The organism is Pseudomonas sp. LBUM1679, assembly GCF_059695565.1.
On sequence record NZ_CP166774.1, the window covers coordinates 1,625,545 to 1,645,284 of the forward strand.

Below are 19,740 nucleotides of genomic sequence, written 5' to 3' on the forward strand. Positions count from 1 at the left end.
GTTGTAGCTTAGTTGGTTAGAGCGCACCCCATGCTTTGTGGTAAAGAGCAGGGTGAGGTCGGCCTGAGTAGCTCGAAATTGGGTCTGTAGCTCAGTTGGTTAGAGCGCACCCCTGATAAGGGTGAGGTCGGCAGTTCGAATCTGCCCAGACCCACCAATTTTGCTTGTGTGGGAAACGCCTGTAGAAATACGGGGCCATAGCTCAGCTGGGAGAGCGCCTGCCTTGCACGCAGGAGGTCAACGGTTCGATCCCGTTTGGCTCCACCACTACTGCTTCTGTTTGTTGAAAGCTTAGAAATGAGCATTTCCTTCGTATGAAGGCTAAATGTTGATTTCTAGTCTTTGATTAGATCGTTCTTTAAAAATTTGGGTATGTGATAGAAAGATAGACTGAACAACACTTTCACTGGTGTTGGATCAGGCTAAGGTAAAATTTGTGAGTTGCTCTTAATTGAGTATTATCGAATTTTCGGCGAATGTCGTCTTCACAGTATAACCAGATTGCTTGGGGTTATATGGTCAAGTGAAGAAGCGCATACGGTGGATGCCTTGGCAGTCAGAGGCGATGAAAGACGTGGTAGCCTGCGAAAAGCTTCGGGGAGTCGGCAAACAGACTTTGATCCGGAGATGTCTGAATGGGGGAACCCACCTAACATAAGTTAGGTATCTTAAGCTGAATACATAGGCTTAAGAAGCGAACCAGGGGAACTGAAACATCTAAGTACCCTGAGGAAAAGAAATCAACCGAGATTCCCTTAGTAGTGGCGAGCGAACGGGGACTAGCCCTTAAGTGGCTTTGAGATTAGCGGAACGTTCTGGAAAGTACGGCCATAGTGGGTGATAGCCCTGTACGCGAAAATCTCTTAGTCATGAAATCGAGTAGGACGGAGCACGAGAAACTTTGTCTGAATATGGGGGGACCATCCTCCAAGGCTAAATACTACTGACTGACCGATAGTGAACTAGTACCGTGAGGGAAAGGCGAAAAGAACCCCGGAGAGGGGAGTGAAATAGATCCTGAAACCGTATGCGTACAAGCAGTGGGAGCCCACTTTGTTGGGTGACTGCGTACCTTTTGTATAATGGGTCAGCGACTTATTTTCAGTGGCGAGCTTAACCGAATAGGGGAGGCGTAGCGAAAGCGAGTCTTAATAGGGCGTCTAGTCGCTGGGAATAGACCCGAAACCGGGCGATCTATCCATGGGCAGGTTGAAGGTTGGGTAACACTAACTGGAGGACCGAACCGACTACCGTTGAAAAGTTAGCGGATGACCTGTGGATCGGAGTGAAAGGCTAATCAAGCTCGGAGATAGCTGGTTCTCCTCGAAAGCTATTTAGGTAGCGCCTCATGTATCACTGTAGGGGGTAGAGCACTGTTTCGGCTAGGGGGTCATCCCGACTTACCAAACCGATGCAAACTCCGAATACCTACAAGTGCCGAGCATGGGAGACACACGGCGGGTGCTAACGTCCGTCGTGAAAAGGGAAACAACCCAGACCGTCAGCTAAGGTCCCAAAGTTATGGTTAAGTGGGAAACGATGTGGGAAGGCTTAGACAGCTAGGAGGTTGGCTTAGAAGCAGCCACCCTTTAAAGAAAGCGTAATAGCTCACTAGTCGAGTCGGCCTGCGCGGAAGATGTAACGGGGCTCAAACCATACACCGAAGCTACGGGTATCACTTAGGTGATGCGGTAGAGGAGCGTTCTGTAAGCCTGTGAAGGTGAGTTGAGAAGCTTGCTGGAGGTATCAGAAGTGCGAATGCTGACATGAGTAACGACAATGGGTGTGAAAAACACCCACGCCGAAAGACCAAGGTTTCCTGCGCAACGTTAATCGACGCAGGGTTAGTCGGTCCCTAAGGCGAGGCTGAAAAGCGTAGTCGATGGAAAACAGGTTAATATTCCTGTACTTCTGGTTATTGCGATGGAGGGACGGAGAAGGCTAGGCCAGCTTGGCGTTGGTTGTCCAAGTTTAAGGTGGTAGGCTGGAATCTTAGGTAAATCCGGGATTCTAAGGCCGAGAGCTGATGACGAGTGTTCTTTTAGAACACGAAGTGGTTGATGCCATGCTTCCAAGAAAAGCTTCTAAGCTTCAGGTAACCAGGAACCGTACCCCAAACCGACACAGGTGGTTGGGTAGAGAATACCAAGGCGCTTGAGAGAACTCGGGTGAAGGAACTAGGCAAAATGGCACCGTAACTTCGGGAGAAGGTGCGCCGGTGAGGGTGAAGCATTTACTGCGTAAGCCCATGCCGGTCGAAGATACCAGGCCGCTGCGACTGTTTATTAAAAACACAGCACTCTGCAAACACGAAAGTGGACGTATAGGGTGTGACGCCTGCCCGGTGCCGGAAGGTTAATTGATGGGGTTAGCTAACGCGAAGCTCTTGATCGAAGCCCCGGTAAACGGCGGCCGTAACTATAACGGTCCTAAGGTAGCGAAATTCCTTGTCGGGTAAGTTCCGACCTGCACGAATGGCGTAACGATGGCGGCGCTGTCTCCACCCGAGACTCAGTGAAATTGAAATCGCTGTGAAGATGCAGTGTATCCGCGGCTAGACGGAAAGACCCCGTGAACCTTTACTATAGCTTTGCACTGGACTTTGAATTTGCTTGTGTAGGATAGGTGGGAGGCTTTGAAGCGTGGACGCCAGTTCGCGTGGAGCCAACCTTGAAATACCACCCTGGCAACTTTGAGGTTCTAACTCAGGTCCGTTATCCGGATCGAGGACAGTGTATGGTGGGTAGTTTGACTGGGGCGGTCTCCTCCTAAAGAGTAACGGAGGAGTACGAAGGTGCGCTCAGACCGGTCGGAAATCGGTCGTAGAGTATAAAGGCAAAAGCGCGCTTGACTGCGAGACAGACACGTCGAGCAGGTACGAAAGTAGGTCTTAGTGATCCGGTGGTTCTGTATGGAAGGGCCATCGCTCAACGGATAAAAGGTACTCCGGGGATAACAGGCTGATACCGCCCAAGAGTTCATATCGACGGCGGTGTTTGGCACCTCGATGTCGGCTCATCACATCCTGGGGCTGAAGCCGGTCCCAAGGGTATGGCTGTTCGCCATTTAAAGTGGTACGCGAGCTGGGTTTAGAACGTCGTGAGACAGTTCGGTCCCTATCTGCCGTGGACGTTTGAGATTTGAGAGGGGCTGCTCCTAGTACGAGAGGACCGGAGTGGACGAACCTCTGGTGTTCCGGTTGTCACGCCAGTGGCATTGCCGGGTAGCTATGTTCGGAATAGATAACCGCTGAAAGCATCTAAGCGGGAAACTAGCCTCAAGATGAGATCTCACTGGGACCTTGAGTCCCCTGAAGGGCCGTCGAAGACTACGACGTTGATAGGTTGGGTGTGTAAGCGCTGTGAGGCGTTGAGCTAACCAATACTAATTGCCCGTGAGGCTTGACCATATAACACCCAAGCAATTTGTGAGCCTGAAAAGGCACCAGATTGCGGTGTGTGAAGACGAAACGAACCGAAAGTTCGAATCTTGCAAACACCGAAAGCTATCACATACCCAATTTGCTGAAGCGAGGCCAACTGGTCACGACTCAGTACCCGAATTTCTTGACGACCATAGAGCATTGGAACCACCTGATCCCATCCCGAACTCAGCAGTGAAACGATGCATCGCCGATGGTAGTGTGGGGTTTCCCCATGTGAGAGTAGGTCATCGTCAAGATTAAATTCCGAAACCCCTATCTGCGTATGCAGGTAGGGGTTTTGTTTTTGCCCGCTGTTTGTGTGTAGGAGCGAGCTCGCTCGCGATGGTCGCCAACGATGACGCTGGCCTCCTGACACCCCGCGCTGTCCTGAAGTTCTTCGTCGGATCGCCGCCCGGAGCAAGCTCGCTCCTACACACGAAAAAAGGGATAACCCAACGGCTACCCCTGGTCTCGACAGCATCAGTGAAACTTCGGCAGCACGTACTCGGCGATCTCTTCGATAACCTCGGCCACCGGTCGTTCGCTGCGACGCACATGCAAGCCAACATGCTGCACCCCCGCCTCACGCAAAGCCTGAAGCTCATCAATCAGGGCCAGCCGCCCACAGCTGCCACCGAAACGCACACGGCGCATCGGCGCATGGGGATTGGCCGCCAGGTCCAGGTGCACGAAACTGATATAGGGTTTATCAGCGCCGACTTCCCGCCAAAGCCCCGCTCGACGACGATGTTCATCCGGGGTACCGGGGTAGGCAAGCCAACCGTCCATGTGTTGGCCAATCCATGCCGGGGATTGTTGACCAAGACCGGCTACCAGCAACGGCACCGGCTGATCCCGTTCGGGAAGCAACCGGGCACCTTCAGGCAATCGCCCTTCACCTTGACTGCGCAACAACTCAACCGTCTCGCGAAAGATCTCTCCCCGCTGTTCATAGTCCACCCCAAACAACGGATATTCCATCGGCCGGTCACCACTGGCCACACCCAGCAGCAAGCGCCCGTCACTCAATTCATCGACGCTGTTGGCGGACTTGAGCGTGAGCCAGGGCTGACGCAGTGGCAGCACCACCGCCGCCGTGCCCAGCATGATGTTATCGGTGATCCCCGCCAGGTAGCCCAGGTAGGAAAAGGTTTCGAACACCTGTGCGGCATCGCCGAAGTGGGGGTCGTAAACCGGCACGTCACGCACCCACAGGGCGCGGAAACCCGACTGGTCAGCCAGGCGTGCCATGGCCGCGTGCTGCTTCAGATCGGGAACGCCGAACGGCCTGTCCTCGGCGATCCGCAGTCGCTGCCCATCGCTGGACCAATCATTATCCAGCGGCAACTCCAGTCCGATGGAAAATCCATTCGAGCCGAGTAATCGTTTAAAACGTGGGTGCATGAAAGACTCCAGATAGCACAAAGGGAATGACATGCACCCAGTATCTACAGGCGCTACAGCAAGAAAAATGCATGAATCGGAATATCAATCTTGAGGGAAAGGCACGAGTGAGCCGCAAACTGCCCCTCAAGGACCGCCCTTTGAGCAAATCGCACTAAAGTGACCGCGCGGTTTTTGGTATGGTGCAGCTCGTTTTTTAACGGACTGATTTCAAGCCTGAGGACGGGGCTCCCTTTAAAGTCAAAGAGCTGTTGCACAAATGCCCGGACCGATACCGATCAAGGACCACGAACAAGAGACGCGCCTGGTCAACAAACGACTGATGGCCTGCGCCTTGTTCGTCGCCGCCATTACCTGCGCCTTGGTCGTACGCCTGTACGTCCTGCAGGTACTCGAATTCGACTACCATTCGACGATCTCCGAAAACAACCGCGTGCACGTATTGCCGATCACCCCCACCAGAGGGCTGATCTATGACCGCAACGGCGTGGTCCTGGCAGACAACCGCCCCAGCTTCAACCTGACTATTACTCGCGAACGCGCTTCCGATATCAAGGAAGAGCTGGACCAGGTGGTCAACCTCCTGCATTTACCCGCCGAAAGCCGCACGCTGTTCGACAAGGCCATGAAGCAGGCACACCATCCGTTCGTACCCGTCACGCTGTTCTACGAACTCAGCGAAGAACAGATCGCGGTACTGGCCGTGAACGAGTTCCGTCTGCCAGGGATCGACGTCGAGCCGCAGTTCGTTCGTCACTACCCGATGGGCGCGCACTTCGCCCATTCGATCGGCTACGTCGGCCGGATCAACGAGAAAGAATCCAAGGTCCTGGACACGGTGGAATACCGTGGCACCCAATCCATCGGCAAGACCGGCATCGAGAAATTCTACGAGTCGCAATTGCACGGCCACGTCGGTTACGAAGAAGTCGAAACCAACGCTCAGGGCCGGGTGCTGCGCGTGCTCAAGCACACCGATCCGATCCCCGGCAAAAACATCGTCCTGAGCCTGGATGTAAAACTGCAGGAAGCCGCCGAGGAGGCGTTGGGTGATCGTCGCGGTTCAGTGGTCGCACTTGACCCGTCGACCGGCGAAGTGTTGGCCATGGTCAGCAAGCCAAGCTTCGACCCGAACCTGTTCGTGACGGGCATCAGCTTCAAGGAATACGCGGCGCTGCACGACTCCATCGACCGGCCGCTGTTCAACCGCGTGCTGCGCGGCCTCTATGCCCCCGGCTCGACCATCAAGCCGGAAGTGGCGATTGCCGGCCTCGACGCCGGCGTGGTCACCCCGCAGACCCGCGTCTACGATCCGGGTTATTACCAGTTGCCGGACTTCGATCACAAATACCGCAACTGGAACCACAGCGGCGATGGCTGGGTGGACATGGACGCAGCGATCATGCGCTCCAACGACACCTACTTCTACGACCTGGCCCACAAGCTGGGCATCGACCGCCTGCACGACTACATGGCCATGTTCGGCCTCGGCGAGAAGGTCTCGCTGGACATGTTCGAAGAGTCTGCCGGGCTGATGCCGTCCCAGGCCTGGAAGCGCGCCACGCGCCGCCAGCCGTGGTTCCCCGGCGAAACGGTGATCCTCGGCATCGGCCAGGGCTACATGCAGGTCACGCCACTGCAACTGGCCCAGGCCACTGCGTTGATCGCCAACAAGGGGGTCTGGAATCGACCGCACCTTGCCATGACGGTGGATGGCACCGCGCCGGTGGATGAGCATCCGATGCCGAACATCCTGCTCAAGGACCCCCGTGACTGGGAACAGGTCAACCATGGCATGCAGATGGTGATGCACGACGCGCGCGGGATTGCCCGGGCGGCAGCGGCGGGCGCGCAGTACCGCATCGCCGGCAAGAGCGGGACCGCGCAGGTGGTGGCGATCAAGCAGGGCGAGCGCTACAACCGCGCGAAAACCCTGGAGCGTAACCGCGATAACGCCTTGTTCGTCGGCTTCGCGCCAGCCGAGCATCCGAAGATCGTCATCTCGGTGATGATCGAAAACGGCGAGGCCGGTGGTCGCGTCGCCGGTCCCGTGGTGCGGCAGATCATGGACGCCTGGCTGCTCGATCAGGACGGCCACCTGAAGCCGCAATACGCCACGCCGAGCAAAAAGCCAGGCGACCCTCACGTCTGACTGATCGAGGCTTCACAGCACAGGCTCACGAATGCTGAGCCGGTGCTGGAAGCTGTCGAGGAACACGGTTTTGGCCTGGCTCATCTTCTGCTCGCGATTCCACAACAGCTGGATATCGAAATCCACCACCCCGTCTTCCGGCGGCAAACGCCAGAGCAACCCTTGCTCGACATCCCGCCGCACCAGGTGTGTCGGCAGACTGCCAATACCAAAACCTGCGCAGATCAAGCGATAAATCTCTTCGAAACTCGTCGATGACGCAACGATTTTGCCGGTGAACCCTTGCTGGTCGCGAAACAATGTCAGCGGCGATAGATTGCCGCCGAGCTGATCGCTGGTGAAGCTCACGAAGTTTTCCGCCGCGAGCTGATCGAAGGGCTGGCCGGTGATTTCGCCCCCGAGGGGCTGACCACCGTCGGCGAGTTGAGCATCAACAAGTCGTCGCGCAACACCATTCCGGGGTTGGTGAATTTCACCGTCGACCTGCGTCATCACCGCGATGAAGCCATCGAGGCCATGGAACAGCAGGTGCGTGCGCGACTGCAGGCGATTGCCGACGGTCGCGGCCTGAAGCTGACGATCACGCCCCACTGGATCAGCCCGGCGACGCCTTTCGACGCCGATTGCGTGGCGGCCGTGCAGCAGGCGGTGGATGCGCTGGGCTACGCTCAGCAATCGATTGTCAGTGGTGCCGGGCATGACGCGATTCACCTGGCGCGGTTCTGCCCGACGGCGATGGTGTTCATCCCGTGTGTCGGTGGTCTGAGCCACAACGAAGCCGAAGATGTGCTTCCCGAAGACGTGCGTCAGGGCACCGATGTATTGCTCAACGCCGTGCTGTCCCGCGCTGGAAGAACTGAATAAATACAATCCCTGTGGGAGCGAGCTTGCTCCGGGCGGCGTTCCGACGATAGCGGTGGATCAGTCGCCATCAATATTGAATGTGCTGACCTCATCGCGAGCAAGCTCGCTCCCACAGTTGAACGCACCCGGTTTCAAGATTTATGTTAACTGACAGGTATTAATCCCATGCGCAGTTTTTTCCATCCCGAACAATTGCTTCACCATCCACGCAGCTACTACTCCCGCGGGCAAATGCGTACGCCGCAGGAAGTGCCCGAGCGCGCTCAACGCTTGGTGCAGGCCTCGCGCTCCCTGGGTTTACGGTCGAGCAACCAATCGATGCCGGGCTCGATCCGCTGCTGGCGGTCCACGGCGCCCCCTACCTGGCGTTCCTGCAGGAAGCCCATCAGCGCTGGAAGGAAATTCCCGAAGACTGGGGCGATGAGGTGATGTCGAACATCTTCGTGCGCGAGCCCAACGCCTTGCGCGGGATTCTCGCCCAGGCCGCCCGTTACCTGGCGGACGGCAGTTGCCCGGTGGGCGAGCAAACCTGGCGTTCGGCCTATTGGTCGGCACAGAGCGCTGTCGCCGGCGCCCAGGCATTGCTCGACGGCGAACCTGCCGCTTACGCCTTGTGCCGTCCGCCGGGTCATCATGCCCGGGCCGAAGCGGCAGGCGGGTTTTGCTATGTGAATAACGCGGCGGTCGCGGCGCAGGTGTTGCGCGGCGGTTTTGCGCGAGTCGCGGTGCTCGACACCGACATGCACCACGGGCAGGGGATCCAGGAGATCTTCTATGACCGCGATGATGTGCTGTATGTCTCGGTGCATGGCGATCCGACCAACTTCTATCCGGGGGTGGCCGGGTTTGCCGATGAGCGTGGGAGTGGCAAGGGCGAGGGGTGCAACCTGAACCTGCCAATGGCCCATGGCGCGAGTGAGGCGCACTTCCTGGAGCAACTGGAGGTGGCGTTGGCGGCGGTGAAGGACTTCGGCGCCGAGGTGCTGGTGCTGTCCCTGGGCTTCGATATTTTCGAGCTGGATCCGCAGAGCAAGGTGGCGGTGACCCGGGACGGGTTTGCGCGGCTGGGCGAGCGGATTCGCAGCCTTGGGTTGCCGTGTTTGATTGTGCAGGAGGGGGGGTATCATCTGGAGAGTCTGGAGGACAATGCGCGGGCGTTTTTTGTGAATTCCGAGGTGTGGACGATCTGAGTTTTGTGGTGTCTGGGAGGGCGCTTTCGCTGGCAAGCCAGCTCCTACAGTGACCGGGTTGTACCGCAGATTTGTGAACAACGCCGAACCTGTAGGAGCTGGCTTGCCAGCGAAGAACGATAACGCGGTCCACCTGACGGAACACAAGTGCTGGAAGGCACTTGCCATCGCCCTGACGTTAACGTAAAGATTGCGCCAGGGCGCTGAACTTGAATAAGCGCAAAGCGGACCGCTCCGGAGCGCTTGATGACGCTGATAAAAACAACTCCACCCAAGCCGCACCGCGAAGCCCGGCTGGCCCGGGAAAAACTCCATCTCGAGGGCGAAGTCCCGGATGGTGTGTTGCGGGCGGAAATCGATGCCTCGTGGCGACGCAGCCTCAGCCATGGCGTGCATTTCAATGCCAAGCACGAACTGGCGCTGGAATCGAGCGCCAGCCTGGACCTGCTGTTGGCGAGCAACCGTCTGCTGATCGACGCGGCATTGCCGGCGATCGATTACCTGGCCGAACGCCAGGGCAAGGAAGGGCTGATCATCCTCGCCAATTCCGACGCCACCATCCTGGCCGTCGAAGGACGCGCCGATCGCCTCAAGGGTAGCGGCCTGCAAGACATCACCCTCGGCGCCTGCTGGAGCGAAGCCGTTCGCGGCACCAATGCCCTGGGCACCGCGCTGGTGGAAGCCCGGCCAACGCTGATCGATTGCGGCGAACATTACCTCGATCGTTTGACCGATTTCTCCTGCACCTCGGTGCCGATCCATTGCCCCCAGGGCGACATCCTCGGCGTGCTCGACCTGACCCGTGAAGGCCCGCTGGGCCGGGTCCACGACAGCACCGCGCTGCTGGCCATGGCCGTCAGCCAGATCGAAAGCCGCGTCTTCAACACAAGCTATCCGGACGAAATCGTCCTGGCGTTCCACAGCCGGCGGCAATACCTCGAATCCCCTTGGCAAGGCCTGCTGGCGGTGAGCCTCGGCGGGCAAATCCTCGCGGTCAGTGCCCAGGCCTGCCAGTTGCTGCGTGCCGAACGTGCGGCGCTGGTCGGTCGACGCTGCGAAGAGTTTCTCGGGGTCGACGGCCTGCAACTGCTATCGCGCCTGCAACAGGGCGGTGTCGGCAGCCTGCAGACCGCCAAAGGCGAATTCTTCTACAAGACGTTGCGTGCGCCGCAGCGGTCGATCAACGTCAGTACGCCGCCGCGCACCACCGCCAAGACCGCCAAACCGCAACCGGACCTCGAAGCCCTGGCCGGCAGCAACGTCCGTTATGCCCGGGCCTTGCGCATGGCCCGCCAAGGCCTGGCCAATGAACTGCCGGTGTTGCTGCTGGGCGAAACCGGTACCGGCAAGGAAGTCATTGCCCGTGCCTTGCACATGGCCGGCGCCCGCTGCGATAAACCCTTCGTCGCGGTGAACTGCGCGGCGATCCCCGAAGGCCTGATCGAGTCGGAACTGTTCGGCTATCGCGAAGGCGCGTTCACCGGCTCCCGGCGTGGCGGCATGATCGGACGTTTGCAACAGGCCCACGGCGGCACCTTGTTCCTCGACGAAATCGGCGACATGCCCCTGGCTTTGCAAGCACGTCTGTTGCGCGTGCTGCAGGATCGCAAAGTCGCCCCGCTGGGGGCTGGCGAAGAGCAAGACATCGACGTCGCACTGATCTGCGCCACCCACCGCGACCTCAAGCGTCTGGTGGAAGAAAAGCACTTTCGCGAAGACCTGTTCTACCGGGTCAACGGCATCAGCGTGATGCTCCCGGCCCTGCGCGAACGCGACGATTTCAGCGCCCTGGTCGCTCGCTTGCTGGCCAGGCTCGACGCGCCGACGATGGTCCTGCATGACGACCTGAGCCGCTTGCTCGGCGGCTATCACTGGCCGGGCAACATCCGCCAGCTGGAGATGGTCCTGCGCACCGCGCTGGCCATGCGTGAACCGGGCGATACGGTGCTCACCCTCGATCACTTGCCCGACAGCATGCTCGACGAGTTGACCGCCACCGACCGCCCTCAATCGGGGAGCATTCGCGAAAACGAACTGGAGCTGATCCGCCAGTCCCTGGACACTCATCAAGGCAATGTCTCGGCCGCCGCCGATGCCTTGGGCATCAGCCGCGCGACCCTGTATCGCAAGCTCAAACAGTTGCGCTCGTGATGCAGCGCTTGCTCGTTCGGCTGATCCACAGCCAGAATCCCGCAGCCCTGCAAGCGGCGCTGCGCTGGCTCTACAGCTTTGTGCGCCCCCATCGGCTGGCGATTGCCGGGCTGCTCGGCTTGTCGGCCTGTGCCTCGGCGCTGGTGCTGGTGCAACCCTGGCTGACCAAGCTGCTGATCGACGACGGCCTGTTGGCGCGCGACTTTTCCATGCTGGTGCTGATCGCCGGGCTGATGATCGTGGCCGGGTTGCTCGGCACGCTGCTGTCGGGCATCAATCGTTACCTGCACACGCGGCTGTCCGGGCGGATTCTGTTTGCCCTGCGCGATGACCTTTATCGGCATTTGCAAACCCTGTCGCCGAACTTCTACGGCCAGCGGCGCATCGGTGACCTGATGTCGCGCCTCGATGGCGACGTCGCGGAGATCCAGCGTTTTGCCGTGGACTCGCTGTTTTCGGCAGTGTCGAGCGTGATCGGCCTGGTGGTCGCGGTGGCGATGCTGGTGACCCTGTCCTGGAAACTCTCGTTGCTGGCACTGGTGCTGATACCCCTCGACGTGCTCTGGCTGCGCTGGATGCGGCGCAAGGTCGAACGCGATGTGCGGCAGTTGCGCGAGCGCTCGGCGGACATGTCATCGTTCATGGTCGAGACCTTGCCGGTAATGAAATTCATCCAGGCTGCCGGTCAGCAGCAGCGTGAAGCGCGACGCCTGGAGACCTTGGGGCAGGGCTATATGAGCCAGTTGCTGCGCCTGCAAGTGACCGAGTTCTTCACCCAGGCCGTACCGGGCACGCTGACGTCGCTGTCGCGGGCTTGTGCGTTTTTGATTGGCGGTTACTGGGTGGTGCAGGGGACCTGGCAACTGGGTGCGCTGATCGCGTTTTCCACCTACCTGGGCATGGCAGTGGGGCCGGTTCAGAGCCTGCTGGGCCTGTACGTCGCGATTCAACGGATGACCGTCAGCCTGGGGCGGGTCATGGAGCTGCGCGGCGAAGAGCCGACCGTGCTCACGCCGGTTACGCCGCGGCCGATGCCGAGCTCCGGCGAGCTGCGTTTCGACGACGTGCACTTCAGCCACCCGGGTCGCCCGACGACCTTGCGCGGCATCGAAGCGCGTATCCCCTATGGCTTGAAAGTTGCCCTGAGCGGTGGCTCCGGGGTCGGTAAATCGACCCTGATCGACCTGCTGCAACGGCACCACGATCCGCAGTCCGGCCGGGTGTTGCTGGGGGAGGTCGACTTGCGCGACCTGGACCTGTTCCAGCTGCGTCGGCGAATTGCCGTGGTCAGCCAGGACATCGTGCTGTTCCGTGGCAGCCTCGCCGACAACCTGGCCTACGCCGTACCGGATGCCAGCCGCGAAGCGATCGCCGAAGTGGCGCGGCTGGCGCAACTCGACAGCCTGATCGCCTCATTGCCCGAAGGCCTCGACAGTCCATTGGGCGAGCGCGGCCAACAATTGTCCGGCGGGCAAAAACAACGCATCGCCATTGCCCGGGCGTTGTTGCAGGACCCACTGATCCTGGTGCTGGACGAGGCCACCTCGGCGGTGGACGAAGCCACCGAGCGCGAAGTGATCGAGGCCATCGACCGCCTGTTTGCCGGACGTACGCGCATCCTGATCAGCCATCGTCCCTCGACCCTGGCCGATGCCGATCTGCGCTTTGAATTGCTCGACGGCGTGCTGACCTCGAAAACGGTGCCGCATGAAGCCTGAGTTGCGCATTGGCGTGGTGGACAGTGGTCACTCGGCGGCGCAGCGGGTGCAGGTGGTCGCCGGGCGACGATTCTCGTTGCTGGCAGATGGGCTGGCAGAAAGCGATCTGCACGATGATCCGCTCGGCCACGGCAGCGCCGTGATCGAGGCCATCGGTCGCCGGGCGCCGGCAGCGGTATTTTGCGTGGGCCAGGTGTTCGACCAGCGGGGTGTCACCAGCGCCTTGCAGATCGCCACGGCCATCGACTGGCTGGTGGCGCAGGACGTGCGCCTGATCAATCTGAGCCTGGGCCTGCGTCAGGATCGCAGCCTGTTGCGCGAAGCCTGCGCCGCGGCGGTGGCTCGGGGTATTCTGCTGTGTGCGTCCAGTCCGGCCCAGGGCGAAGGTGTGTTCCCGGCGAATTATCCACAGGTGCTGCGGGTCACCGGCGATGCGCGGTGCGCCGAACAGGAATGGTCGTGGCTCAACAGCGCCCAGGCGGATTTTGCGGCCTGTGTGCATGGGACGTATCCGGGTCAGTCCGGCGCGAGCCTGGGGTGTGCGGCCTTGAGCGGGCACATTGCCGGTTTCCTGGTGGCGCATCCCGAAGCGAGCAACCCACAGGTCATCGAATGGTTGCAAGAACATGCCCGTTATCGCGGCCCTGAACGGCGCTTCGGGCGATGATTTTGATTCTTGGCGCCGGGCCAGCAGGTGCGGCGGTCGCGCTGGGGCTGCGGCGGCTCGGTTATCCGGTAACACTGGTCAGTGAGTGGCGCCGCTTTGCCGCGCTGGAAGGCGTTTCCGTGCGGGTGCTCGAGGCGTTGCGCGGCGCGGGGCTGACTCAGGCGCTGGCGGATGCGGCGCTGCCTTCCCAGCGGCAGGTGTCGTGGAACGGCCAGCAGCATGCGCAAAACATCGAATACCTGGTGGATCGCCCGAGCTTTGATCGAGGCCTGCGCGAGGACCTGCGCCTGGCGGGCGTCGAGCTGATCGAAGCGCGGGTGTTGACGGTTAACTCGTCGGCGGCGGGACATCGGGTCGAGCTCGAAGGGCGTCCGGCACTGCTGGCGGACTTTCTGGTGGAGGCGCGAGGGCGTCAGGCGCCAGCGCTGGGCAAAGGCCTGCGCGGGCCGGAGACGGTCAGCCTGCTCAATCGCTGGCAAGGCACGCCGGGCACCACCGCCAGCGCCGTGGAAAGTCTTGAGGATGGCTGGGCCTGGATGGCGCGACGGGCGGACGGTCAGTGTTACTGGCAATGGACGGTCGACGTCGCCAGCGCCGAATTGCCCGGCAAGGCGCAATTGCTCGACTACTGTCGTCTGCGGCGCCAGGGTTCGGCGTTGGCCCGGGCGTTTTTTGCGGCCGGGCCTGAGGACGATCTACAGCTGCATGCCCGCAGCAGCACGGCAATTGTGAGTCCACAGGTCTGTGGCGCTCACTGGATTCGGGTCGGCGATGCGGCAATGGCGGTGGATCCGCTGTCGGGCAACGGGATTTTTCAGTCGTTGTCTTCGGCGTTACAGGCCCCCACGGTGATCAACACCCTGTTGCGTAAACCCGAACGAGCGGCGTTGGCCCAACGCTTTCATCAGCAGCGGGTCGAGCAATTGTTTTTGCGGTTTGCGCGGATCGGGCGCGATTTTTATGCCGATGAGCAGCGTTGGTCCGGGCAACCGTTCTGGCAGGCGCGGCGACAGTGGCCGGATGCCGTGGTTGCGCATGCCGAGGCGGATTTCAACGCGCTGAGGATCGAGCGCGCGCCGGTGCTCAGGGAGGGCTTTGTCGACGAAGCCGAGGTGGTGATCACGGCCGATCAGCCATTGGGTATCTGGCATGTGCAAGGGATCGAGTTGGCGCCGTTGGTGCGGCGGTTGCGTACCGAACCGGCGGAGCAGGCACTGGCGGGGTTGACGGTGGAGCAGGGGCGGGTGGTTCGCAGTTGGTTGCTCGCCCAGGGCTTCAAACCCTGACCGATCCTTTGCACGTGCACTGCAAAGCCACGTCCCGGATTGCCTATCCACGATAAACGATCAACGATGAATACTCCGTGCACGGCACAAACATCGAACGCGACCCCGCCACAACGGTCTGCTCCCTATATCACCAAATTCTTCGTACAAGGAGACGCTCACATGCCTGAAGCATTGACCCTCAACCAACGTATCGTCCTGGCATCGCGCCCGACAGGCGCGCCGACGCCGGAGAATTTCCGCCTGGAAAGGCAAGCGCTGCCGGACCTGGCCGACGGTCAGGTGCTGCTCAAGACCCTTTATCTGTCGCTGGACCCCTACATGCGCGGGCGCATGAGTGACGCGCCATCCTACGCCGCACCCGTGGAAATCGGCGAAGTGATGACCGGTGGGGCGGTCAGCCGGGTCGAGCGCTCGCTGAATCCGAAATTCCACGAAGGTGACCTGGTGGTCGGCGCCACCGGCTGGCAGAGCCACAGCCTCAGCGACGGTCGCAACATCATTCCGGTGCCGTCCGGGCTGCCGAGTCCGTCGATGGCGCTGGGCGTCCTGGGCATGCCGGGCATGACCGCCTACATGGGGCTGATGGACATCGGCCAGCCCAAGGCCGGTGAAACCCTGGTGGTCGCGGCCGCGTCCGGTGCGGTGGGATCGGTGGTCGGCCAGGTGGCGAAGATCAAAGGCTTGCGGGTGGTCGGCGTGGCCGGTGGTGAGAAAAAGTGCCGTTACGTGGTCGAGGAACTGGGCTTCGATGCCTGCATCGATCACAAGAGCGCCCGCTTCGCCGATGAGCTGGCTCAGGCTTGCCCTGACGGCATCGACATTTATTACGAAAACGTCGGCGGCAAGGTGTTCGATGCGGTGCTGCCGCTGCTCAACCCCAAGGCGCGGATTCCGCTCTGCGGCCTGATCGCTTCGTACAACGCTCACGAGGCAGCGACCGGGCCGGATCAACTGCCGCAACTGCAGCGCACCGTGCTGACCAAGCGGGTGCGAATCCAGGGCTTCATCGTGTTCGACGACTACGGCGATCGTCAGCCGGAGTTCATCAGCGCCATGGCGCCCTGGGTGCGCGACGGCAAGGTGAAATTCCGCGAAGACGTCGTCGATGGCCTGGAGAATGCGCCCGAGGCGTTCATCGGCCTGCTGGAAGGACGCAACTTCGGCAAACTGGTGGTTCGGGTCGCGCAGGCCGAATAATTGGCCCTGCCATTTGACGCTGCTATTTGACGCTCAAGGGGAGGCGCGGGTATAAACCGCGTCTCGTTGTTTTGTCGGACTTTTCCCCATGAGCTTCAGCCCTCTGATTCGCCAACTGATCGACGCCCTGCGAATTTTGCCCGGTGTCGGTCAGAAAACTGCCCAACGCATGGCGTTGCAGCTGCTCGAGCGTGATCGCAGCGGTGGCTCGCGCCTGGCCCTGGCGCTGAGCCAGGCCATGGATGGCGTGGGCCACTGCCGGCTGTGCCGCACGCTGACCGAAGACGATCTGTGCCCGCAATGCGCCGATACCCGTCGCGACGACACCTTGCTCTGCGTGGTGGAAGGGCCGATGGATGTCTATGCGGTGGAGCAGACGGGCTTTCGTGGGCGCTACTTCGTGCTCAAGGGCCACCTGTCGCCGCTCGACGGCTTGGGCCCGGACGCCATCGGCATTCCGCAACTGCTGGCGCGGATTGAAGAAGCGGGCACGTTCACTGAGGTCATCCTCGCCACCAACCCGACGGTGGAAGGTGAAGCCACGGCGCACTACATCGCCCAGTTGCTGAGCAATAAAGGCCTGATCGCCTCGCGCATCGCCCATGGCGTGCCCTTGGGTGGCGAGCTGGAATTGGTCGATGGCGGGACGTTGGCGCATTCGTTTGCGGGGCGTAAGCCGATTGCTTTGTAGCGTCTGCACTGACGCCATCGCGGGCAAGCCCGCTCCCACAGGAATCAAGGGTGTTCACAGATTTTGCGTACACCAATGGACCTGTGGGAGCGGGCTTGCCCGCGATGGCGTCGGTACAGACGCCGCGTTACTTATCGTCCAACGCAAACTGCGTCAGGCAAAACGTCGGAATCCCCATATCTTCCAACCGCTGCGCCCCACCCAGCTCCGGCAAATCAATAATCGCCGCCGCCTCATGCACCCGCGCACCCATGCGCCGAATCAGGTTCGCCGCCGCAATCAGCGTACCGCCGGTGGCAATCAGGTCATCGAACATCACCACCGAATCGCCTTCACACAGGCTGTCGGCGTGGACTTCGAGGAAGGCTTCGCCGTACTCGGTCGCATACCCCTCGGCCAGCACGTCGGCCGGCAGCTTGCCTTGCTTGCGGAACAACACCAGCGGCTTGTTCAACTGATAGGCCAGCACCGAACCGATCAGAAAACCCCGGGCGTCCATCGCACCGATATGGGTGAAGTCGGCTTCGACATAACGGTGAGCGAAGCTGTCCATCACCAGGCGCAGGGCCGTGGGTGACTGGAACAACGGGGTGATGTCGCGAAAGATCACGCCCGGCTTGGGGAAGTCGATCACGGGGCGGATCAGGGATTTGATGTCGAAGGCGTCGAAGGCCATGGTCGAAGAATCCTGGCAGGCTGCAAACGTTGCAGTATAACGGCGACTGAACCCTTTCGCTCAGCCGCGAGGGTTACTGTCAGCCTTCGAGCGAGCCGCCGGCCAGGGCGCAGAGCTGGATCGGGTCGAGGATATGAATTTCCTTGCCTTCGGCGGCGATCAGTTCGTTTTGCTGGAAGCGCGTGAACACCCGGGACACGGTTTCCACCGCCAGCCCCAGATAATTGCCGATCTCATTACGGGACATGCTCAGGCGGAACTGGTTGGCCGAGAAACCCCGGGCGCGAAAGCGTGCCGAGAGGTTGACCAGAAACGTTGCAATACGCTCATCGGCGGTTTTCTTCGACAACAGCAACATCATTTGCTGATCGTCACGAATCTCGCGGCTCATGACGCGCATCAACTGTCGGCGCAGTTGGGGCAGTTGCACCGCCAGCTCGTCGAGGCGCTCGAAAGGAATTTCACAGACTGAAGTGGTTTCCAGGGCTTGCGCCGAGACCGGGTGTTTTTCGGTGTCCATACCCGACAAGCCGACCAGTTCACTCGGCAAATGGAAACCGGTGAGCTGCTCTTCGCCGCCATCGCTCAGGCTGAAGGTCTTCAAGGCGCCAGCGCGAACTGCATAAACGGAATCGAACGTGTCGCCCTGACGGAACAGGAACTCGCCCTTTTTCAGCGGGCGGCCACGTTTGACGATTTCGTCCAGCGCATCCATGTCTTCCAGATTCAGAGAAAGTGGCAGGCAGAGGGGGGCCAGGCTGCAATCCTTGCAATGGGCCTGGCTATGAGCGCGCAGTTTTACTGGCTCGGACATTTCTTCAATCCTTGTGGGAAAAAACACACATAAGCCGTAAGGGTAACTCACGGGAGGACATTCAGGCCAGCGCCTGGCGATTTTGTCGTAGGCCTAGATCACCCGTGAAAAACGCTGGCGATTTTGTTCGCCCAAATAGGCGTCGAACACCATGCACACCGAACGCACCAGCAACCGCCCTGCGGGCAGTACGTTGATTTTTTCATTATCGAGTTCGATCAGGCCGTCCGCGGCCATGCGCTGCAATTGCGGCCAGAGTTCGGCGAAATAACCTTGAAAATCGATGTTGAAGGTGTGTTCGATCCGGGCGAATTCCAGGCTGAAATGGCAGATCAATTGTTGGATGACCGCCCGTCGCAAACGATCGTCGGCATTGCACAGCAGACCCCGGTTGGTAGCTGGTTGCGAGGAAGCCAGCGCGTTCTGATACTGGTTCAGGTCGCTGCTGTTCTGGCAGTACAGGTCGCCGATCTGGCTGATGGCCGAAACGCCGAGGCCGATCAAGTCGCAGTGACCGTGGGTGGTGTAGCCCTGGAAGTTGCGTTGCAGGGTCGATTCTTCCTGGGCAATCGCCAGTTCATCGTCGGGCAGCGCGAAGTGATCCATGCCGATGTAGCGGTAACCGGCTGCGGTCAGTTGTTGGATGGTGCCCTGGAGCATCTCCAGTTTCTGCGCCGGCGTCGGCAGTTCATCACTGTTGATGCGCCGCTGCGGCATGAAGCGTTCCGGCAGGTGCGCATAGTTGAACACCGACAGCCGGTCGGGTTGCAGCGCGATGACTTCGTCGACCGTGTGCGCGAAGGTGTCGGGCGTCTGTTTCGGCAAGCCGTAGATCAGGTCAATGTTGATCGAGCGAAATTGCAGGGTGCGGGCGGCGTCGATCACCGCGCGGGTCTCTTCCAGGCTTTGCAGGCGATTCACCGCCCGTTGCACCGCCGGATCGAGGTCCTGCAGGCCGATGCTGACCCGATTGAAGCCCAGTTCACGGAGCAGGCCCATGGTCGACCAATCGGCTTCGCGAGGGTCGATCTCGATGCCATAGTCGCCGGAATCATCCTCCAGCAAGTTGAAGCTTTTGCGCAAGCGGGCCATCAACTGGCGCAGTTCGTCGTGACTGAGAAACGTCGGCGTGCCGCCACCGAAATGCAACTGCTCGACGGTCTGTGCCGGGTCGAGGTGGCAGCCGATCAGCTGGATTTCCTGTTCCAGGCGCTGCAAGTAGGGCAAGGCCCGCCCGCGGTCCTTGGTGATGACTTTGTTGCAGGCGCAGTAGTAGCAAACGTTCGCGCAGAAGGGCACGTGCACATAGAGCGACAACGGCCGCTGGGCCTTGCGGCTGTCACGCAGGGCATGGAACAGGTCGAAGCTGCCGACATGCCCGTCGAACTGCAGGGCCGTCGGATACGAAGTGTAGCGCGGTCCCGCCAGGTCATAACGGCGGATCAGATCGGTGTCCCAACGAATGGCGTCGAGCATCATGCGGGCGTTCCCCCGGATAGGCTG

At 60.3% G+C, this 19,740-nt stretch carries 11 protein-coding genes, 2 tRNA genes, 2 rRNA genes and 3 pseudogenes; 13 read left to right on the top strand and 5 right to left on the bottom strand.

The window, feature by feature from the left end:
* Positions 1-80: 80 nt before the first annotated feature.
* The 4 genes from ACA062_RS07480 (at position 81) to rrf (ending at position 3,681) form a co-directional block, all read left to right on the top strand.
* Positions 81-157 (top strand) — tRNA-Ile (locus ACA062_RS07480).
* A gap of 34 nt (positions 158-191) precedes the next feature.
* Positions 192-267: transfer RNA gene (locus ACA062_RS07485), tRNA-Ala, on the top strand.
* Between the two features lie 250 nt (positions 268-517).
* Positions 518-3,409: ribosomal RNA gene (locus ACA062_RS07490) — 23S ribosomal RNA — on the top strand.
* 156 nt (positions 3,410-3,565) lie between these two features.
* Positions 3,566-3,681 (top strand): 5S ribosomal RNA (gene rrf, locus ACA062_RS07495).
* Positions 3,682-3,904: 223 nt separating this feature from the next.
* On the opposite strand, the gene ACA062_RS07500 is transcribed toward rrf, so the two are convergent.
* A complete protein-coding gene (locus ACA062_RS07500; RefSeq protein WP_497455831.1) occupies positions 3,905-4,828 on the bottom strand; it encodes a TIGR03571 family LLM class oxidoreductase in 924 nt (307 codons plus the stop codon).
* Between the two features lie 259 nt (positions 4,829-5,087).
* Between ACA062_RS07500 and mrdA the strand changes: the two genes are divergently transcribed.
* Positions 5,088-6,980 carry a penicillin-binding protein 2 gene (mrdA, locus tag ACA062_RS07505; protein WP_497455832.1) on the top strand — a complete coding sequence of 631 codons (1,893 nt, stop codon included), beginning with the start codon at positions 5,088-5,090 and terminating at the stop codon, positions 6,978-6,980.
* Positions 6,981-6,992: 12 nt separating this feature from the next.
* Here the strand turns inward: mrdA and ACA062_RS07510 are convergent.
* Positions 6,993-7,352 (bottom strand): annotated as a pseudogene (locus tag ACA062_RS07510) (LysR substrate-binding domain-containing protein); the annotation flags it as partial.
* Here ACA062_RS07510 and ACA062_RS07515 point away from each other — a divergent pair.
* The 8 genes and pseudogenes from ACA062_RS07515 to recR form a co-directional block, all read left to right on the top strand.
* Positions 7,344-7,844: pseudogene (locus tag ACA062_RS07515) on the top strand (M20/M25/M40 family metallo-hydrolase); the annotation flags it as partial. The pseudogenes ACA062_RS07510 and ACA062_RS07515 overlap by 9 nt on opposite strands.
* Before the next feature lie 165 nt (positions 7,845-8,009).
* Positions 8,010-9,034: pseudogene (locus tag ACA062_RS07520) on the top strand (histone deacetylase family protein).
* 246 nt (positions 9,035-9,280) lie between these two features.
* Positions 9,281-11,185, top strand: coding sequence for a sigma-54-dependent Fis family transcriptional regulator (locus ACA062_RS07525; RefSeq protein ID WP_497455833.1), 1,905 nt, complete (start codon positions 9,281-9,283; stop codon positions 11,183-11,185).
* A complete protein-coding gene (locus ACA062_RS07530; RefSeq protein ID WP_497455834.1) occupies positions 11,185-12,903 on the top strand; it encodes an ABC transporter ATP-binding protein in 1,719 nt (572 codons plus the stop codon). The genes ACA062_RS07525 and ACA062_RS07530 overlap by 1 nt, the downstream gene beginning before the upstream one ends.
* Complete coding sequence (gene qhpE / locus ACA062_RS07535) at positions 12,893-13,570, top strand: subtilisin-like serine protease QhpE (protein WP_497455835.1); 678 nt, start codon at positions 12,893-12,895, stop codon at positions 13,568-13,570. Before ACA062_RS07530 ends, qhpE begins: the two co-directional genes overlap by 11 nt.
* Complete coding sequence (gene qhpG / locus ACA062_RS07540; RefSeq protein ID WP_497455836.1) at positions 13,567-14,856, top strand: flavin-dependent monooxygenase QhpG; 1,290 nt, start codon at positions 13,567-13,569, stop codon at positions 14,854-14,856. Before qhpE ends, qhpG begins: the two co-directional genes overlap by 4 nt.
* 162 nt (positions 14,857-15,018) lie before the next feature.
* Positions 15,019-16,056: an NADPH-dependent curcumin/dihydrocurcumin reductase gene (gene curA / locus ACA062_RS07545; protein WP_497455837.1), complete on the top strand. Its 1,038-nt coding sequence runs from the start codon at positions 15,019-15,021 to the stop codon at positions 16,054-16,056.
* Positions 16,057-16,144: 88 nt separating this feature from the next.
* Positions 16,145-16,747: a recombination mediator RecR gene (gene recR / locus ACA062_RS07550; RefSeq protein WP_497455838.1), complete on the top strand. Its 603-nt coding sequence runs from the start codon at positions 16,145-16,147 to the stop codon at positions 16,745-16,747.
* A 127-nt stretch (positions 16,748-16,874) separates the two neighbouring features.
* Here recR and ACA062_RS07555 read toward each other — a convergent pair whose 3' ends face one another.
* The 3 genes from ACA062_RS07555 to hemN all read right to left on the bottom strand — a co-directional run bounded on the left by ACA062_RS07555 (position 16,875) and on the right by hemN (position 19,713).
* A complete protein-coding gene (locus ACA062_RS07555; protein WP_497455839.1) occupies positions 16,875-17,423 on the bottom strand; it encodes an adenine phosphoribosyltransferase in 549 nt (182 codons plus the stop codon).
* 79 nt (positions 17,424-17,502) lie between these two features.
* A complete protein-coding gene (fnr, locus tag ACA062_RS07560; protein WP_497455840.1) occupies positions 17,503-18,237 on the bottom strand; it encodes a fumarate/nitrate reduction transcriptional regulator Fnr in 735 nt (244 codons plus the stop codon).
* A 93-nt stretch (positions 18,238-18,330) separates the two neighbouring features.
* Entirely contained in the window at positions 18,331-19,713 is a 1,383-nt protein-coding gene (gene hemN, locus ACA062_RS07565) for an oxygen-independent coproporphyrinogen III oxidase (protein WP_497457377.1), read from the bottom strand.
* Positions 19,714-19,740: the final 27 nt, after the last annotated feature.